This is a genomic window from Micromonospora humida, assembly GCF_016901255.1.
Taxonomy (GTDB): Bacteria; Actinomycetota; Actinomycetes; order Mycobacteriales; family Micromonosporaceae; genus Micromonospora; species Micromonospora wenchangensis.
The window spans coordinates 41321-57839 of the sequence record NZ_JAFEUC010000006.1 but is presented as its reverse complement, the minus strand read 5'-3'; the positions used below and the strand labels follow the sequence as shown (position 1 = coordinate 57839).

Annotated in this window: 15 protein-coding genes; 7 read left to right on the top strand and 8 right to left on the bottom strand. The window is 73.4% G+C overall.

What is annotated here, in order from left to right; genetic code table 11:
• Positions 1-33: 33 nt before the first annotated feature.
• Positions 34-1518 carry a poly(ethylene terephthalate) hydrolase family protein gene (locus JQX11_RS13650; RefSeq protein WP_204925354.1) on the bottom strand — a complete coding sequence of 495 codons (1485 nt, stop codon included), beginning with the start codon at positions 1516-1518 and terminating at the stop codon, positions 34-36.
• A 187-nt stretch (positions 1519-1705) separates the two neighbouring features.
• A complete protein-coding gene (locus JQX11_RS13645) occupies positions 1706-2764 on the bottom strand; it encodes a polysaccharide deacetylase family protein (RefSeq protein ID WP_204925353.1) in 1059 nt (352 codons plus the stop codon).
• 242 nt (positions 2765-3006) lie between these two features.
• On the opposite strand from JQX11_RS13645, the gene JQX11_RS13640 reads away from it, so the two are divergent.
• On the top strand, positions 3007-3702 hold the full coding sequence (locus tag JQX11_RS13640) for a histidine phosphatase family protein (protein WP_204925352.1): 696 nt from the start codon (positions 3007-3009) through the stop codon (positions 3700-3702).
• Between the two features lie 5 nt (positions 3703-3707).
• Here the strand turns inward: JQX11_RS13640 and JQX11_RS13635 are convergent, their stop codons facing one another.
• The 4 genes from JQX11_RS13635 to JQX11_RS13620 all read right to left on the bottom strand — a co-directional run bounded on the left by JQX11_RS13635 (position 3708) and on the right by JQX11_RS13620 (position 8073).
• A complete protein-coding gene (locus JQX11_RS13635; RefSeq protein WP_204925351.1) occupies positions 3708-5861 on the bottom strand; it encodes a peptidase domain-containing ABC transporter in 2154 nt (717 codons plus the stop codon).
• Positions 5858-6850: a TIGR04500 family putative peptide maturation system protein gene (locus JQX11_RS13630; RefSeq protein WP_204925350.1), complete on the bottom strand. Its 993-nt coding sequence runs from the start codon at positions 6848-6850 to the stop codon at positions 5858-5860. The genes JQX11_RS13635 and JQX11_RS13630 overlap by 4 nt, the downstream gene beginning before the upstream one ends.
• Positions 6847-7830 (bottom strand): MvdC/MvdD family ATP grasp protein, encoded by a 984-nt coding sequence (locus JQX11_RS13625; RefSeq protein ID WP_204925349.1) that lies wholly within the window; start codon positions 7828-7830, stop codon positions 6847-6849. Before JQX11_RS13625 ends, JQX11_RS13630 begins: the two co-directional genes overlap by 4 nt.
• 69 nt (positions 7831-7899) lie before the next feature.
• Positions 7900-8073 carry a putative ATP-grasp target RiPP gene (locus JQX11_RS13620; protein WP_204925348.1) on the bottom strand — a complete coding sequence of 58 codons (174 nt, stop codon included), beginning with the start codon at positions 8071-8073 and terminating at the stop codon, positions 7900-7902.
• 132 nt (positions 8074-8205) lie between these two features.
• Here JQX11_RS13620 and JQX11_RS33410 point away from each other — a divergent pair, with 132 nt between their 5' ends.
• The 5 genes from JQX11_RS33410 to JQX11_RS13595 all read left to right on the top strand — a co-directional run bounded on the left by JQX11_RS33410 (position 8206) and on the right by JQX11_RS13595 (position 14567).
• On the top strand, positions 8206-9600 hold the full coding sequence (locus JQX11_RS33410; protein ID WP_204925347.1) for a LuxR family transcriptional regulator: 1395 nt from the start codon (positions 8206-8208) through the stop codon (positions 9598-9600).
• A gap of 344 nt (positions 9601-9944) precedes the next feature.
• Entirely contained in the window at positions 9945-11426 is a 1482-nt protein-coding gene (locus JQX11_RS13610; RefSeq protein ID WP_204925346.1) for an endo-1,4-beta-xylanase, read from the top strand.
• 132 nt (positions 11427-11558) lie between these two features.
• Entirely contained in the window at positions 11559-13100 is a 1542-nt protein-coding gene (locus JQX11_RS13605; protein WP_204925345.1) for a cellulose binding domain-containing protein, read from the top strand.
• 370 nt (positions 13101-13470) lie between these two features.
• Positions 13471-14244 (top strand): hypothetical protein, encoded by a 774-nt coding sequence (locus tag JQX11_RS13600; RefSeq protein WP_204925344.1) that lies wholly within the window; start codon positions 13471-13473, stop codon positions 14242-14244.
• 176 nt (positions 14245-14420) lie between these two features.
• Positions 14421-14567, top strand: a complete 147-nt coding sequence (locus JQX11_RS13595) for a hypothetical protein (RefSeq protein ID WP_204925343.1) — start codon at positions 14421-14423, stop codon at positions 14565-14567.
• On the opposite strand, the gene JQX11_RS13590 is transcribed toward JQX11_RS13595, so the two are convergent.
• Positions 14557-15135, bottom strand: a complete 579-nt coding sequence (locus JQX11_RS13590; RefSeq protein ID WP_088642285.1) for a helix-turn-helix transcriptional regulator — start codon at positions 15133-15135, stop codon at positions 14557-14559. The genes JQX11_RS13595 and JQX11_RS13590 overlap by 11 nt on opposite strands.
• Positions 15136-15182: 47 nt before the next feature.
• On the opposite strand from JQX11_RS13590, the gene JQX11_RS13585 reads away from it, so the two are divergent.
• Positions 15183-15968, top strand: a complete 786-nt coding sequence (locus JQX11_RS13585) for a class I SAM-dependent methyltransferase (protein WP_204925342.1) — start codon at positions 15183-15185, stop codon at positions 15966-15968.
• 77 nt (positions 15969-16045) lie between these two features.
• On the opposite strand, the gene JQX11_RS13580 is transcribed toward JQX11_RS13585, so the two are convergent.
• Entirely contained in the window at positions 16046-16360 is a 315-nt protein-coding gene (locus JQX11_RS13580) for a hypothetical protein (RefSeq protein WP_204925341.1), read from the bottom strand.
• Positions 16361-16519: the final 159 nt, after the last annotated feature.

The window sequence follows — 16519 nt, the reverse complement described above, 5'->3', positions numbered from 1 at the left end:
GGCAGCGGTCGCCGGTCGGTGCCGGCCGGGCCGTCAGGTCAGGGGCGTCAGGGTGAACCGCTGGTTGGTCTGCCCGTGACAGTCGTAGAGCTGGACCTGCGCCCCGTTGGCCGTGCTCCAGACGTCCAGGCACCGCCCGGACTGCACGCTGCTGATGGTGCCGTTGGCGTTGACGTTCCACTGCTGGTTGGTCTGGCTGTGGCAGCCGTAGATCTGGACCGCCGCACCGTTGCCGGAGCCGGCCGCGTCCAGGCACATGTCGCCGTACACCCGGAGTTGTTTGTTCGTGGTGTACGTCCACGACTGGTTGGTCCCGCGGTTGCAGTCCCAGAGCTGCACCCGGGTGCCGTTGGCGCGGGAGGCGTTGGGCACGTCGAGGCACCGGTTGGACTGCGCGCCGACGATCAGGCTGGCGGCGCCGGGCGGGTTGCTCGGCGGCGGCGTGGTCGGCGGCGGGGTGGTCGGGATCGGCGGCGGGGTGTCCGACGGGATCGGCGGCGGGGTGGTCGCGGTCGGCGGCAGCAGCGGGCAGGTGCTGCGGTAGCTGACCACGCCGCTGTTGTCCGCCAGCGGGCAGAGGAACTGGCTGTACCGGGCGTCGTTGTCGACGAACATCTTGAGGAACGGCAGCATGGTCCGGATCAGCACCGGGTTCGACCGGCCGACCATGAACCCGTGGTCGGCCCCCGCGACCTCCAGGTAGGCGCTCTCGGTCGTGGCCGGGATGCTGTTGTACAGGCCGGAGGCGTAGGACGGGGTGACCACCGTGTCCGCCTGCCCGGCGAAGACCATCGTGGGCACCCGGTCGTTGGCCAGGTTCGACGACGGCGAGTACGGCGCGATACCGACCGCCGCCTTCAACGCCGGGCGGCGAAGGGCCGCGCTGAGCGCCCCGCCGCCGCCCATCGAGTGACCGGAGACGGCCAGCCGGGTGGGGTCGATCCGGTCCCGGACCGGGCTCTGCTGCACCAGGTAATCCAGTGCGGCGAGCAACTGGGTGCCCCGGGCGGTGTCGAAGTCGTTGCGGCTGTTGGTCTCGATGCCGATCACGACGAAGCCGTGCGAAGCCAGCCACGGCCCCATCCAGGCCAGCTCGACGGAGAACAGCGCGGTGTAGCCGGGCGAGATGGCGACCGCCCCGAAGGTGCCCTGACTGGTGTCGGTCGGGTAGTAGATCCGTCCGCCGTTGAAGCCGTACCCGGTCGGGACGGCGACCGAGGTGTTGGCGAACGGACCGTTCACGGACGCGACGCTGCTCCGGGTCGGGTCGGGGCCCCGCTGGTACGGGTTGTCGGCGGCCGAGGCCGTGCCGGTCGTCACCGTCATGGTGAACAACCCGACGAGGGCGGCGGCGATCCCGGCCGCGGCGAGCGTGACCAGCCGGCCCCGTCGACGGGGGGAGACCCGGGCCGGGTGGGGCTGTGCCGGGGGCGGGGAGTGCGGTGCGTGTCCTCGCACTGTCGGTACCTCCTGGTGGTGGTGGGTGGCCCGTGGCGTGCTGTTAACGTTCACGTTCATCGATGGATTTCAGGTTGGCAGGTAATCCCGGGGTTTTCAACCGGTAGTTTCGAGCAGGTGACTGAAAAGTTTCGGGTCCGCCTCGACGGGCGGTCGTGCGGCGGCCCTCCCCGGACGCCGTGACGTCCGGGGAGGGCCTGTGGTCGGGGAGGGGCCTGCGGGCCCCGGGTCGGGTGCCGCCCGCCGGTCAGCCGGTGGTGCACGACCGGATCTGCGGCCGGGCGCCGCTGTTGCCGTTCATCATCGTGGTGAAGCCGAAGGTGTTGCCGCTGCCGTTGGACCGCATCGTCATCACGTAACCGGAGCTGTCCCAGCTGGGCGTGCCGTTCCAGGTGGTGTTGACCTTCTGTGGCGCGGTCAGCGCCACCACCACCGTCCAGTTGCTGCCGCCCTGGACCGTCACCGAGGTGTTGTACCGGTCGCCCCACACGTTCGGGTACGTCGCCGTCGCGGTGCACGTCCCACCGGCCGGCGGGGTGGTCGGCGTGCCGGTGGGCGGGGTGGTCGGGGGGTTGGTCGGCGGGGTGCCGTCCGGGGCCACCGCCCGGCCGGTGCTCGGCGAGATCATGCCCGGGCAGAGGCCACGGCTGTTCAGGTTGGCCATGATCTGCCCAATCGCGTCGCGGGTGTTCTGGATGCCGTCGTGCATCAGGATCACCTGGCCGTTCTGGAGCCGGCCGGCGTTGGAGACGATCTGGCTGACGCTCGCGCCGTTCCAGTCCTGGGAGTCGACGTCCCAGATCACCTGGCGCATGCCGAGCGACGAGGCGACCGACTGGAGAGTCGAGTTGGTCTCGCCGTAGGGCGGGCGGAACAGCTGCGGCCGTACGCCGGTCGCCGACTGGATCGCCGAGTTGGTCTGGGAGAGGTCGGACTGCATCTGGCTCTGACCCATCGAGGTCATGTGCGCGTGGTTCCAGCTGTGGTTGCCGATCCACATGCCGGCGTCGACCTGGGCCCGGGCGGCGGACGGGTTGCCCTGCACGTTCTGCCCGACGTTGAACATGGTCGCCCGGACGTTGTTGGCGCGCAGCACGTTCAGCAGCGCGCCGGTGCTGCCGGTCGGTCCGTCGTCGAAGGTGAGACCGACGTAGCCGTTGCAGGCGGCGGCGCTGGACGGGGTGGCGGAGACCGCGACGCCGACGGCGCCCAGCGCCACGGTGGTGGCGAGCACCGCCAGCCGGACGGTCAGGCGGGAGGCTCGGGAGCGGGACGGGTGACCGGAGCCACCGGTGCTGGAGATCATGCGCAGGTCCTCCTGGGGGCGGTGCTGCCTGGGGATGCGGGGTTCTATCGAGATGCGTTGATGTCGCTGTGAATCGGAGTATTGCAGCGGCATTTCGAACGCGTCAACGACTTTCGGAAACTTTCGGAAACGTGTTCGGTCGGGGGTGTCGAGGCCGGCGAGCTGCCGGGTACCGCCGTCGTTCCGGCAGCGTCCCGCCGCCCGGGGTCGCCCCGCACCGGCTGCTGCCGGACAGTGGAACGGTGGACACCGTCGCGGAGTTGACCATCGTCCGGCACGGGCAGAGCGTCGCCAACGTCGCGTTCGCCGAGGCCCACACGCGGGGCGTCGCCACCCACGGGCTCACCGGGCGCGACGCCGACGTCCCGCTGTCACCGCTGGGCCGGCGACAGGCCACCCGGCTCGGCCGCTGGCTCGCGGCGCAACCCGCCGACCGGCGTCCCGACCACGTCGTCTGCTCCCCGTACCGGCGGGCCCGGCAGACCTGGGCGCGGGTGGCGGACACCGCCGCCGCCCTCGGCGTCGCCCCGGTCCCGGTCGACCTCGACGGGCGGCTGGTCGACCGGCTCATGGGTGAGCTGGAACTCCTGACCCCGCTGATGATCGCCGAACGGTTCCCCGCCGAGGCGGCCCGGCTCGCCGCCGACGGCCTCTACGCCTACCGGCCACCCGGCGGCGAGACGTTCGACGACGTCGCCGCCCGCGTCCGCGCCGCCCTGGCCGACCTGCACCGCCGGCACGCCGGCCGCCGGGTGTGGGTGGTGGCCCACGACGCCGTGGTCGTCGCCGCCCGGCACGTCCTGGAGGGACTGCCGTTCGCCGACCTCGACGCGATCCTCGCCACCACCCCGGTCGCCAACACCTCACTCACCCGCTATGCGTCCACCCACGGCCGCCTCGACCTGGTGGAGTTCGCCGCCGTCCCGCACGCGCCGTGACCGGCTCAGCTAACCGGGTCGGGCCACGACCGGACGGCACCGGGCACCCCGGCCAGCCGGGCGAAGGGTCCACCGGCGGCCAGCAGCACCCCCGGTGGTCCGCTCTCCACCAGCCGCCCCCGGTCGAGCACCAGCACCAGGTCGGCGTCCGCGACCGTCGACAGCCGGTGCGCGATCACCAGCCGGGTCACCGGCAGCATCCGCAGGTTCGCCTCGACGGCCGCCTCGGTCACCGTGTCCAGCGCGCTGGTCGCCTCGTCCAGGATGAGCAGGGCCGGGTCGGCCAGTAGCGCGCGGGCGAGCGCGACCCGCTGCCGCTGCCCGCCGGACAGGCCGACGCCGCCGTCGCCGAGGTGGGTGTGCAGCCCCATCGGCAGGGCCGCCACGTCGTCGTGCAGCGCGGCCAGCCGGACCGCCCGGTCGACGGCCGCGTCGCAGGCGTCCTGGCGGGACAACGTCAACGCCTCGCGCAGGGTGCCCGCGCCGAGGTAGGTCTCCTGCAGGACCACCCCGATCTGCCGGCGCACCGAGGACAGGTCCAGCGTGGCGAGGTCGTGGCCGTCGACGTGGATGCGGCCCTCGGTCGGGGCGTACAGGCCGGTCAGCAGGCCGACCAGGGTGCTCTTGCCGCTGCCGGAGCCGCCCACCACCGCCACCTTGCTGCCGGGCCGGATCACGGCGGTGACGTCGCGCAGCGCCCAGGGCGACCTCCGGTCGTACCGGAAACCCACGCCGGTGAGGGTGACCAGCCCGGTGAGCCTGGGCGCCGGCATACCAGGGGTGGGCTGCTCGACCGGTGCGTCCACGATGTCGGCCAGCCGGTCCATGGTGGGGGCGAGCAGGGTGAACGACGGCAGCCGCTGGGCCAGCGCGACCGCCGGGGTGATCGCGGCCACCGCGAGCGCGGCCAGGCCGGCGGCCCGTCCCGGTGAGTCGGCCTGCCGGACCGCGACCAGCAGCATCAGCACCGGGCACGCCATCGACCAGGCGGCGAGCAGCGCGTCCGCGACCGCCGTCAGCCGGGCCAGCCGGTGCGCCGCCGACACACCCCTGTCGAACGACTCCTGCCAGCGCTCCCGTACCCGCTGCTGGGCCCCGGCGACCCGGATCGCCGCCATGCCCTGCACCGCCTCGGAGAGCCGGGCCGCCTCCTCACCGGAGGCGAGCAGTTCCTCCCGTTGCAGCGCGCCGGAGCGGCGGCCGACCCACAGCGCCGTGCCCGCCTGCACCGCGATCACGGCGGCGGCCACCAGCCCCAGCACCGGGGCCAGCACGGTCACCACGGTCAGGTAGCCGACCACCAGCAGCCCGTCCAGGGCGGTGGCGACCAGCGCCGACGCCAGCAGGTCCCGGACACCGGCCACCGCCCGGACCCGGTCGACCAGGTCACCGGCCGACCGGCGGTGGAAGTACCGGTAGACCACCTCGAACAGCCGGTGCACCGTCTCGGTGCCGAGCCGGCTGCCGATGCGCCGTTGCAGGCCGGTCACGGTCAGCCCCCGGACCAGGGACAACGCCCCGGTGAGCAGGGCCAGCGCGGCGACGGCCGCGAGCCAGGTCGCCGCCGGGGGAGCGGCGGCGTCGATGAGCGCGGCGGTCGCCCACGGCACGGCCAGGCCGGTCGCGGTGAGCAGCACCGAGGTCGCCGCCAGCAGCGCGAGCAGCCCGGTGTGCCGGCGCAGCACCGGCACCAGCAGGTCACGTACCGGTGACGGTGCCGGAGGCACCGGCGGAGCGGGACCGTCGGGTGCGGCCAGCAGCACCACCCCGGTGGTGCCGGCGCAGAACTGGGCGGGGGAGAGCCGTCGGCGGCCCACCGCCGGGTCGACCACGTCGACGCCACGGCGGCCGATCCGCTCCACCACCAGGTAGTGGTCGCCGTTCCAGTGGGCCAGCAGCGGCAACGGCAGCTCCCGCAACCGGGTGGCGTCCCGGCGCAGCGCCGGCAGGGCGATCGCCCGGCAGCGCAGCCCGTGCTCCTGCGCCTCGTCGCGCAGGTCGCGCAGGCTCAGGCCGTCCCGGCCGACGTCGAGCCGGGCCCGCAGGTACGACACGGGAATCGCCCGGCCGTGGGCGGCGAGCAGCATGGCGAGCGCGCTGGGCCCGCAGTCGGTGGCGGCGACCTGGAGCACCACCGGCACCCGTCGCCGGCCGGTCACCGGACCCGGGTCGTCCGGTCCCGGGGCAGCCAGAACCACTCGATGTCGGTGCCGGCCCGCCGCTGCGCCAGCCACTCGTCGAACATGGCCCGCTCGACCAGCGCCCGGGTGCCGTCGTCGAGGACGGCCGGCTCGCGGTCGACCACCACGGCCGTCACCGCCGTGCCGGCGATGGTGGTCGGCACCGGTCCGGCGGCGTCGCGCAGCTCCGGCGGGGCCGCGACCGCCACCGTCCGCAGGGTGCCGGCGGCCCGCCCGGCGCGGACGGCGGCGGCCACCGTCGCGAGCGCTGTCGCGCGGTCGGTGGGGGGCGTCCCCTCGGCGGCCCAGACGATCAGGAGCCGGTCGAACGTGGACCGGTGCGCGGCGAACCACTCCGGCAGTCGGTCACCCACCACCCGGGCGCGGAGCCGGGCGACCGCCACGGTGTGGGCGATCAGGTCGGCGAAGTCCTCGGCGGTGAGCCCCCGCTCGGCGAGCCACCTGGCGGTCGACTCGGCGTCGAGCAGGCCCTTGGCCCGGCGGTACGCGTCGGCCGCCGCCTGGAGTTCGTCGTCGTCGACCGCGACCGGGTGCTGCTCCAGCTCCTCGGCGACCAGGCCGGTGTCGACCAGCCGGGCGAGCACGTCGTGGTCGTACCAGAGGAAGTCGAGGGCGGTGAGCGCCTCGCCCACCCGCAGCGTCCGGGTGCCGACCCGGGCGAGGTGGTGGTCGGAGTGCCGGACCGCCCCGCGCAGCGGCCACGGCAGGGCCGGCGTCGGACTGTACGCCACGGAGACCGTGCCGGCCGGTTCGCGCAGCAGCACGTCGAAGGCGACCGACCCGTCGGCCACCTCCTCGTCGCGCACGACCGCCGGATCGGCACCGGGCCAGCGTTCCCGCAGCGGGGTGAGGCGTCGGCGGGCCTCGGGCAGGCTGGCGCGGTCGGCGGTCAGCTCCCGTACGAGGGTGACGGCGGCGTCGAGCAGTGCCGGGTCCAGGGTGGTCACGTGGTGGCTCCGGGGGTGGGGGCGGGCGTGGTGAGCAGGTCGACCACGGCGGCGGTGATGGGCAGCCCGGTCTCCTCCTCCACCCACAGGTACTGGCCGGTGGGGTTGATCTCGATGTAGACGTACCGGTCGTCGGGGGTGACGATCAGGTCGAGGGCGCTGTAGCGCAGGCCGAGCGCGCGGGTCAGCGCCTTGCACCGGGCGGCGACGTCGGCGGGCAGGTCGTAGCGGCTCAGTGGGGTGTTCCGGTCGTCCTGGCGACGCCAGTCGTGCCGGGCGTGGTTGGACCGCTGGGAGTCGATGGCGGCGGTGAACACCCGGTCGCCGACGACGGTGACCCGCAGCTCGACCCGCTTGGGCACCCGTTCCTGCGCGATGAGGGGACAGTGACGTACCCCGTCGACGTGGCCGACGTCGCGGTGGGTGACCGGTTCGGTGAAGCGCATCAGCTCGTCGCGCAGGCTGGTCAGCCCGACCTGTTTGGTGATCATCTGGCCGCCGGTGTGGTCGAACAGGTCGAGCACGGCCCCGGGGTCGTTGCCGACGGCGGTGGCCGGCACGTCGAAGCCGAGGCGCAGGGCGAGCTGGAGCTGGCGGACCTTCTGCTGGGCCCGCAGCACCACCGGCCGGGGTGCGGGCAGCGCCGGCACGTCGAGGGTCTCCCAGACGTCGCCGACGAACTGCCGGCTCTCCTCGACCACGAAGCCGGCGTGGGGGTCGCCCAGGTGGGGCGGGGCGACCGGGACACCGGGGCGGCGGAACCAGACGGCGGTCACCGCGTCGAGGTCGACGGTCCCGCCCGGGTCGGCGTGCCGGACCAGGGTACGGGTCAGCCGGCCGTTCCGGATGGTCACCGACAGTGACGCGCGGGACGGCACGTCGGCCGGGTCGAAGCGGACCCAGCGGACGCCGCGCCGGCCCAGCTCCACCTCTGCCGCGTCGGCGTGCACGTCGTCGGGGGCGGTCAGGATGAGGATCATGGGTACTCCGGGCGGGGGCCCGCCGACGGCCCGGCCACCTCGGTGGGCCGGATCGTCGACGGTGACGGATCAGTCGAAGTCGGTGTCGGTGTCCGGCCGACCCCCACCGGGGATGTCGTCGATGGTCTTCGACGAGCCCGCCCCGTTGCGCGGCAGCCCACCGAGCATCCGGGCGAGCTGGTCGTCGGCCAGCTCCATCCCGTCGGTGGGAATGGTGTCGATCTGTACGGTCCTACGCTTCATGGTGCTACCTCTATCCGTTCGCGAACGCCCACCGGCCGGCTGGACCGGCAGGTGCATGCAGTCTGGGCGGCCCGGGGTGACCTGGGCACCGGGGAAATCCCCAGGGTTGGCCCCGGGTTCTACGCTCAGCCGGTGTCCACCGAGATCACGGCCGAGCGCCTGCTGTCGGCGGCCGACCGTGCCGAACCGGACGAGGCCGCGCGGCTGCTGTTCCGGGCCTTCCTCACGCTGTCCCGGACCGCCGACAGCGACCAGTTGCTCCCGCTGCTGACCCGGGTGCGGGAGGCCCACGAGGCGAGCGGCTCGGCGCGGACCGCACTGATCTACCGCACCCTGGCGGGGACGGCGGCCACCCGGGCCGGCCTGGCCGAGGGCCCGGAGCACCTCGACGCCGCCGTACGCATCTTCGACGAGCACGCCTTCGGCGACGACCCGGTACTGGTGGAGTGCGCGTTGACCGCCGTGATGACGCTGATGCGTCCGCACGAGGCGCGCCGGTTCGCCCCGCTGCTCGCCGGCCTGGACCTGCCGCCGGCCGACCGGGCCCGGCTGCTCGCCCTGGTCGGGGTCGGTGACTGCTGGGCGGGCAACCTGGTCCGGGGTCAGGCCGAGTTGCGGGAGGCGGCCCGGCTGGCCGCGCAGTGCGGCACCCCCGACGTGCAGGCCGAGGCGACCTCCTGGCTGGCCAAGTGCGACGCGCTGCGCGGTGACCTGGACGACGCCGCCGTCCACCTGGACCAGGCCCGCGAGCTGGCGGCGCAGGTCGGTTCGGCCTGGGTGGCCCGCCATCTGCCCGAGTGCACGGCCGCGCTGGCGTTTGCCCGGGGTGACCGGGAGACCTGGGCCGGGCTGCTCGAACTCGTGGTGGCCAGGGACGTCGGGGCGACCGCCGGCCTCCAGTACGAGCACCGTTGGGAGCTGGCCACCCACCACGCCCTCGCCGGCCGGTCCCGGCTGGCGGGCGACCTGCTCGCCGGGGTCGACGACCCGCCGGCCTCCTGGCCGGGCGGGTCGGTGCTGCCGGCGTGGCGGGCCTGGATCCTCGACCCGGGCACGGCCACCACGGCGGCCCTCACGGCTGCGGTGGACCTGCTGACCCGCCCGGTCGAGCGGTTGCTCGCCGCCCGGGTGGCCTGGCTGCTGGGTGTGCACCACGGGCGGGCCGGCCGGCGGGGCGAGGCGGCCCGGCTGCTGGAGCAGGCGTGCGCGGGGTACGCCCGGACCGGTGCCGCCGGGATGCTCACGCTGGTGATGCGGGATCTGCGGTCCCTCGGCACGCCCGCGACGGGTGCCGGTGGTCCGCTGGTCGCCGATCCGCCGTTCCCGGTGCCGGCCGGGGAGTCGACGCTGACCGAGGCCGAGGCCCGGGTCGCCACCGCGATCGCCAACGGGCTCAGCAACCGGGAGGCGGCGCAGCGGCTCTTCGTCTCGGTGAAGACGATCGAGTTCCACCTGGGCAACATCTTCCGCAAGCTCGGCGTCCGTAACCGTACGGAGTTGGCGGCCCGGCGGACGCGTACCCGCTGAGCGTGCCGCCGGTCCGTGGTCGGGCCGTCGCGCAGGGTCAAACCCCGCCGGACCGGGCCGGACACCTGTCGCAGATCGAATCCATTCGATATAGCATCAGGGCAGGGCAGCGTCACCCCGCACGGGCGTAGGACGCGGAGTGTTCGCCATCCACCGGGCGGACCGGGCAGCCGACCGGTGGTCACCGACGAGGGCGCGGCCGGGTCGACACCGGCTCGACGTCCCCTGTGACGTGCTGGTCCCGCCGCAGGCGCGGTGTCCCGGTCGTCGATCCCACGAGCGGTCGACCGGTCGCGTGCCCGTCCGGCGGTGACCGGACGGAACACCGAGGAGGAAACGCACAGATGAACGACGTACCCGCTCGACCGCAACGCCGTACCAGGAGGGCCAGCCGGCTGCTGCTGGGCGGCGCCTGCGCCCTGGCGATCACCGTGTCGTCGATGGCCGTGGCGACCCTGGCCCACGCCGACCTCAGCGGACCGCCCGGGACCACGCTGAAGGCCGCCGCCGAACGCAGCGGCCGGTACTTCGGGGCCGCGATGGGGTCGGACCGGCTCAGCGACTCCGGCTTCCTGAACATCGCCAGCCGCGAGTTCGACATGATGACGGCCGTCAACGAGATGAAGCCCGACGCGACCGAGCCCAACCCCGGCCAGTTCGACTTCAGCCGGGGTGACGCGATCTACAACTGGGCCACCCAGCGCGGCATGCGGTTCCGGGGCCACACCCTGGCCTGGCACGCCCAGCAGCCGAGGTTCTGGGGCAGCCTGAGCGGCAGCGCGCTGCGGCAGGCGATGATCAGCCACATCAACGGCGTGATGGCCCACTACAAGGGCAAGCTGTACGCCTGGGACGTGGTGAACGAGGCGTACGCCGAGAACGGCACCCGCCGCTCGTCGAACCTCCAGTCCACCGGCAACGACTGGATCGAGGTGGCCTTCCGCACCGCGCGGGCCGCCGACCCGTCGGTCCAGCTCTGCTACAACGACTACAACATCGAGAACTGGACGTACGCCAAGACGCAGGGCGTCTACAACATGATCAAGGACTTCAAGGCGCGCGGCGTCCCGATCGACTGCGTCGGTCTGCAGACCCACTTCACCGGGGGCAGTTCGCTGCCGGGCAACTTCCAGCAGACGCTGTCCAGCTTCGCCGCCCTCGGGGTGGACGTGGCGCTGACCGAGGCCGACGTCACCAACGCCTCGACCAGCCAGTACCAGGGCCTGACCCAGGCGTGCATGAACGTTCCGCGCTGCGTCGGCATCACCACCTGGGGCATCCGGGACAGCGACTCCTGGCGGGGCAACGAGAACCCGCTGCTGTTCGACCGCAACAGCAACCCGAAGCCGGCGTACACCTCCGTCCTCAACGCGCTCAACGCGGCCTCCACCACGGTGCCGGGGACCTCGACCCCGCCGCCCACCACGCCGCCGACGACGCCACCGACCACCCCGCCCACCACGCCGCCGACCACCCCACCGACCAGCGCTCCGCCGACCACGCCGCCGCCGACCGGGCAGCCGGGCGGCTGCACCGCGACGTACCGCACGGTCAGCAGCTGGACCGGCGGTTTCCAGGGTGAGGTCGTCGTGGCCAACACCGGCTCCACCGCCATCACCGGCTGGACGGTGCAGCTGACGCTGGCCGGCGGGCAGACCATCGCCAACGTCTGGAACGGCAGCAACACCGGCACCAGCGGCACGGTCAGCATCCGCAACGCCGCCTACAACGGCTCCATCAGCCCGAACGCCTCGACCACCATCGGTTTCCTGGTCAACGGCAACAGCAGCACCGCACCCGGCAACCTCTCCTGCACCAGCTCCTGACGGCAGGGGCGTCCCGACGCCGGCCGGGCCCGGAGCGTCCGCTCCGGGCCACGGTCGGCGTCGCGCCGTCGGTCGATTCTTGCCGATGCTTCTGCCTGTTCCCAGGGCGGCGGAGTCACTTGACTCATGGTCATGACGCAAACCTGGAACGCGACCCGCCGCTCGGTGGTCGCCGGCGTACTGCTCGGCGCCACGGTGGTGGTCGGTCCGCTGACGGCACCCTCGAATGCCGCCCCCAGCCAGCCGTTCGGCACGTCGGCGACCGCGCCGACGGCCGAGAACGACCGCTCCATCCTCGACCTGATCCCGGCGCAGACCCGGGACCGGATGCTCGCCCAGGCCCCGCTGGTCGACGCGGCCAACGTCGTGCGTACCGCCGTCGAGGCCGACGCGCCGCGTGGCTACGCCGGCATCGGCCTGGTGGACGACCACGTCACCCTCTGGTGGAAGGGCACCCTGCCCGGTGACGTCGCGGCGGCGGTGGCGACCGCACGCCGTACCGCCCCGGTGGAGGTCGTCGGGGCCACCTACTCCCGCACCGAGCTGAAGAAGGCGGCGGCGAAGCTCACCCCCGTCGTCGACGCCGACCCGAAGGACGCCACGCACGCCGTCCGGCTGCGGACCGACGGCTCCGGGATCGAGGTCGCCGTCGACCCGAAGTTCAGCGCCAAGCAGCCGAAGCTGCCGGCGACCGGGGTCAGCACGCGCACCGTCGTCCGCGAGCGGATGGTCGAACGGTCCCGGTACAACGACTCCGCGCCGTACGACGGCGGCATCGGCATCGGGCTGACCACCTACGCCTGCACCGCCGGCTTCGGCGTCCGCAACCACACCACCAACGTGGGCTACCTGCTCACCGCGGAGCACTGCGGTCCCATCGGTCAGCCCTGGCACGTCGGTTGGAACACGAACACCAACAGCGGCACGCTGATCGGCTACTCCGTCGCCAGCAACGACGACCACGACACCATGCTGGTCTCCACCTCCTCGCCGGGCAGCCACATCTACGTCGGCGGGCAGAACGACGAGGTGCGCGCCCAGGTGACCGGCTGGACCGAGGTCTTCCCCGGGCAGCTGCTCTGCCAGTCGGGGTACACCTCGGCCGGTGAGATCGGCGGGCCGGTCTGCAACCTGCGGGTCGACTTCCACTACGACGACATCGAGGACCTGGTCGAGGCCACCCAGCTCGACGGCGACGAGTCGGCCCGGGGCGGCGACAGCGGAGGGCCGGTCTACTCGGTCAACGCCAACGGCACCGTCCTCGCGGCGGGCACCACCACCCGGTCGGCCGGTCCCGGCTTCGGCTTCCAGGACTTCGCCACCGCCCGGGACGACTACGGCGACATCCGGCCGGCCACCATCCTGGCGAGCACCTGCCGGGTGTCGTACGTGGTGACCAACTCCTGGAACACCGGCTTCAACGTCAGCGTCACCGTCTACAACGACGGCCCGGCCGTCAACGGCTGGTCGCTCGGCTGGACCTTCCCCGGCAGCCAGCTGGTCCAGGGGCACTGGAACGGTGTCTTCCAGCAGACCGGCGCGGCGGTCACGGTGGGCAACGAGAGCCACAACGCCAGCATCCCGACCAACGGGGCGGTCAGCTTCGGCTTCACCGCCAGCGGGTCCCCCACCGTCCCGGCGCCGTTCACGCTCAACGGCACCACCTGCAACTGACGGGCCCGGCTGCGGTGGGACGCCGCAGCGGATGAGCACCCGAGGGCCCCGCCGGTCTGACCGGCGGGGCCCTCACCCGTGTCGCCGGTCAGCCCGGCCGGTCGCCTCGCCGGGGTGAGCTGTGCTGATGGTTGTCGATATTGCTAGGGCGGGACGGCCGTGCTGGAATGGCTCACAGCACCGCAGCACGGGGGCAACCGCGCTGGGGAACCGGTGTACGCGGGAGCAGCGCGGTGCCGGCCGCACGTCGCCTCGACCGGCACGTGCCGTACGCCGGGCCACCGCCACGACGACGGGCAGTCGACCCGCCGGCCGGCAGTTCCACCGGCCCGCCCATCCGGCAGCGATCACCCCCTCATGGAGGACGACCATGCGCAGTTCCCTCGCGGTACTCACCGCGGCCCTGATCCTCGGCGTCACCGCCGGCAGCGTCCCGGCCGGTGTCTCGGACGCCGCCCCGCGCACGTGCCACCGCGACCTGTTGTTCTGCGAGGACTTCGAGCGCCTGCCCCCCGGGGGCCCCAGCACGCTGAAGTGGGGCGTCGACACCCGCCACGGCACGCTCACGGTGGAGCGCGCCAAGCACGGCAACCAGGTGTTGCACGTCCGGACCGTCGACAACGGCCGGGCCTTCCTGCGCGTCGACGACTTCGCCGCGCCGGGCAACCGCTTCTACGGGCGGATGCGGCTACGCGTCGACGCCTTCCCCACCGCCCCGGACTGGGCACACTTCACGCTGGTGGAGGCGACCGGCAGCGGCAGCTCGGAGGTCGTCCGCCCGATCGGCGGCCAGTACGCGCCCACCGTCCCCGGCACCTTCTGGGGGGTGGGCGCGGACGGTGGCCCGACCGGCGACTGGACCAACTGGCGGGAGTCGGCCCCGGTCGTCGAGGACACCTGGCAGTGCTTCGAGTGGAAGCTCGACCCGACGGACAACCGGGTCGCGGTGTGGATCGACGGGGTGGCGAACCCGGAGCTGACCGCCTCCACCACCGACCACGGCGGCAACGACGTCCCGTTCGTCCTGCCGGCGGTGGACACCGTGAAGATCGGCTGGCAGCTCTACCAGGGCGGCACGACGCCTGGCGAGTTCAACCTCTGGATCGACGACATCGCGCTGTCCACCAAGCGGCTCGGCTGCTGACACCCGGCTGCGGCGACCGCCGACGGGCGGACCGGCCGGGGGCCGAGCGGTCCCCGGCCGTCACCGTCCGATCCGGAGGGCCCGGGGTTCGACTCCGGGCCGGACACGGGTTTCCCGACCGGGTCGGTGGGGGTAGAGACGGCACCGTCCGTCAGTCCACCGTCGAGGAGAGTGTCATGTCGGTACAGGCGTTCCTCTATGTCGTCGCGGTCATCCTGATCGTGCTCGCCGCGCTGCCCATCCCCAGCCGGGGCGTCTCGCTCGCCCTGCTCGGGGCGGCGTGCGCCCTGCTGGCCTACGCCTGGCCGGTGATCACCGGCTGACCGGCGGCGGGTGGTGGTGCGGGCCCAGGTGACTGCGCTCGCCCTCGTGGTCGAGGATGCAGAGGATCTCGGCCGGGCCGTCGTGTGCGCCGAACGCGTGCGGGACCAGGGTGGAGAACTCGGCGGCCTCGTTGGTGCCGACGAGGATCGTCCGCTCGCCGAGGCGCAGGACGATCGTGCCGGACAGCACGGTGAACCAGTCCCGCCCCGGGTGCACCCGCAGGTCGGTCGGGACGTCCCGGGTGATCCGCAGCTTGGCGACCGTCTGGTTGCTGTCCCGGGACAGCAACCAGGTGGTGACGCCCCGGTTCTCGTCGCAGTGCGGGCGGATCACGACGTCGTCGTCGGCGTCGGACTCGACCAGCCGGTCGAGCGTGATACCCAGCACCCGGGCGATGGTGGCGACCTGGTCCAGGGCGATGCGGCGGTGCCCGGTCTCGATCCGGCTGAGCGTGGAGGGGCTGATCAGGCAGCGTCGGGCCAGTTCCTCCAGCGACCAGCCGCGCGCCAGCCGCAGGCTGCGTACGCGCTGGCGGACCAGGTCCTCCAGATCCCTGTCTTGCTTCATACGCAAGATGCTATGCCGTAGGGGCATGGCCCGGCTACCGTCGCCGCATGGCACACGACCACCTGATCGAGCTGCTCGACCTGGACGCCGAGGTCCTGCACGACTACTTCCGCGACGTGATCGGCTGGGTCGGCCGGGAGGCCGTCGGGCAGCCCCACGTGGTCGACCTGGGGGCCGGCAGCGGCACGGCCTCCCTCGCCCTCGCCCGGGAGCTGCCCGGTGCCACCGTCACCGCGGTCGACCTCTCCCCGGAGATGCTGGCCCACCTGCGTTCCCGGGCCGACGCCGCCGGGCTGGGCGACCGGATCCGGACCGTGCAGGCCGACCTCGACCGCCCCTGGCCCGACCTCGGGCCGGCCGGGGTGATCTGGGCCGCCGCGTCCCTGCACCACCTGGCCGATCCGGCGACCGCGCTCGCCTCGGCGTTCGGCGCGCTGCGGCCGGACGGGCTGCTGGTGGTCGCCGAGGTGGACGCGTTCCCCCGCTTCCTCACCGGCACGCCGGGCGAGCAGGTGGAGCGGCGGGTGCACGACGAGGCGGCGAAGCGCCGGCACGAGGCGGGCCTGCACATGCACGAGAACTGGGGGGAGCGGATGACGCAGGCCGGCTTCCGGTCGGTGACCGAGCGGCGCTTCGACATCGACCTGCGCCCCCCGCTGCCCGCCGCCGCCGTCCGTTACGCGCAGGTCTCGCTGGGCCGGATGCGGCACGGGCTGGCGGACCGGCTCTCCCCGGCCGACCTCGCCGCCCTCGACGCGGCCGTGGCGGAACTGCCGGGCCGCGACGACCTCGGCGTCCGTACCGAGCGGACGGTCTGGCTGGCCCGCCGCTGAGCACCGGGCCCGCGCCGGTCCGACGGTGGACCGGCGCGGGCCCGCAGCCGGATCGGTGCCCGCGGCGGCCGGGCGGGTCAGGCGCAGCCGCGGTACTGCAACGCGGCGTCCTTCATGTACGCCCAGAGCGGCAGGCCGTTCCAGTAGTCGTAGGTCAGCGTCCAGCCGTTGCCGGTGTTGCCGGTCGGGCCGGTGACGACCTGCCCGTAGCGGCGGGTGCCGTACAGCGTCGACTCGTTGGGCGCGGTGTACATGCCCGCGTAGTCCCAGACGACGGTGAAGCTGCTCGTCGTGCAGGCCGCCTGCGCCGCTCCGGCAGGTGCCAGGGCCGTCAGGGTCGTCGCCGCCACGGCGGTCGCGAGCGTACGCAGCAGATGTCGCCGAATGGTCATCGTGTCCTCCGCTGGATCGTCGGGGGTGTATCTGTCTCTCGGAGGCTAGACCATCAGCCGTCGGCCGGGGGGTGATCACCGCCGCCCTCCCGCGCGGGCGGTCCGCCGCGCCGGTGCCGCCATTTCCGATCAATTATTCCGGTGGCGGTTGACCATTCA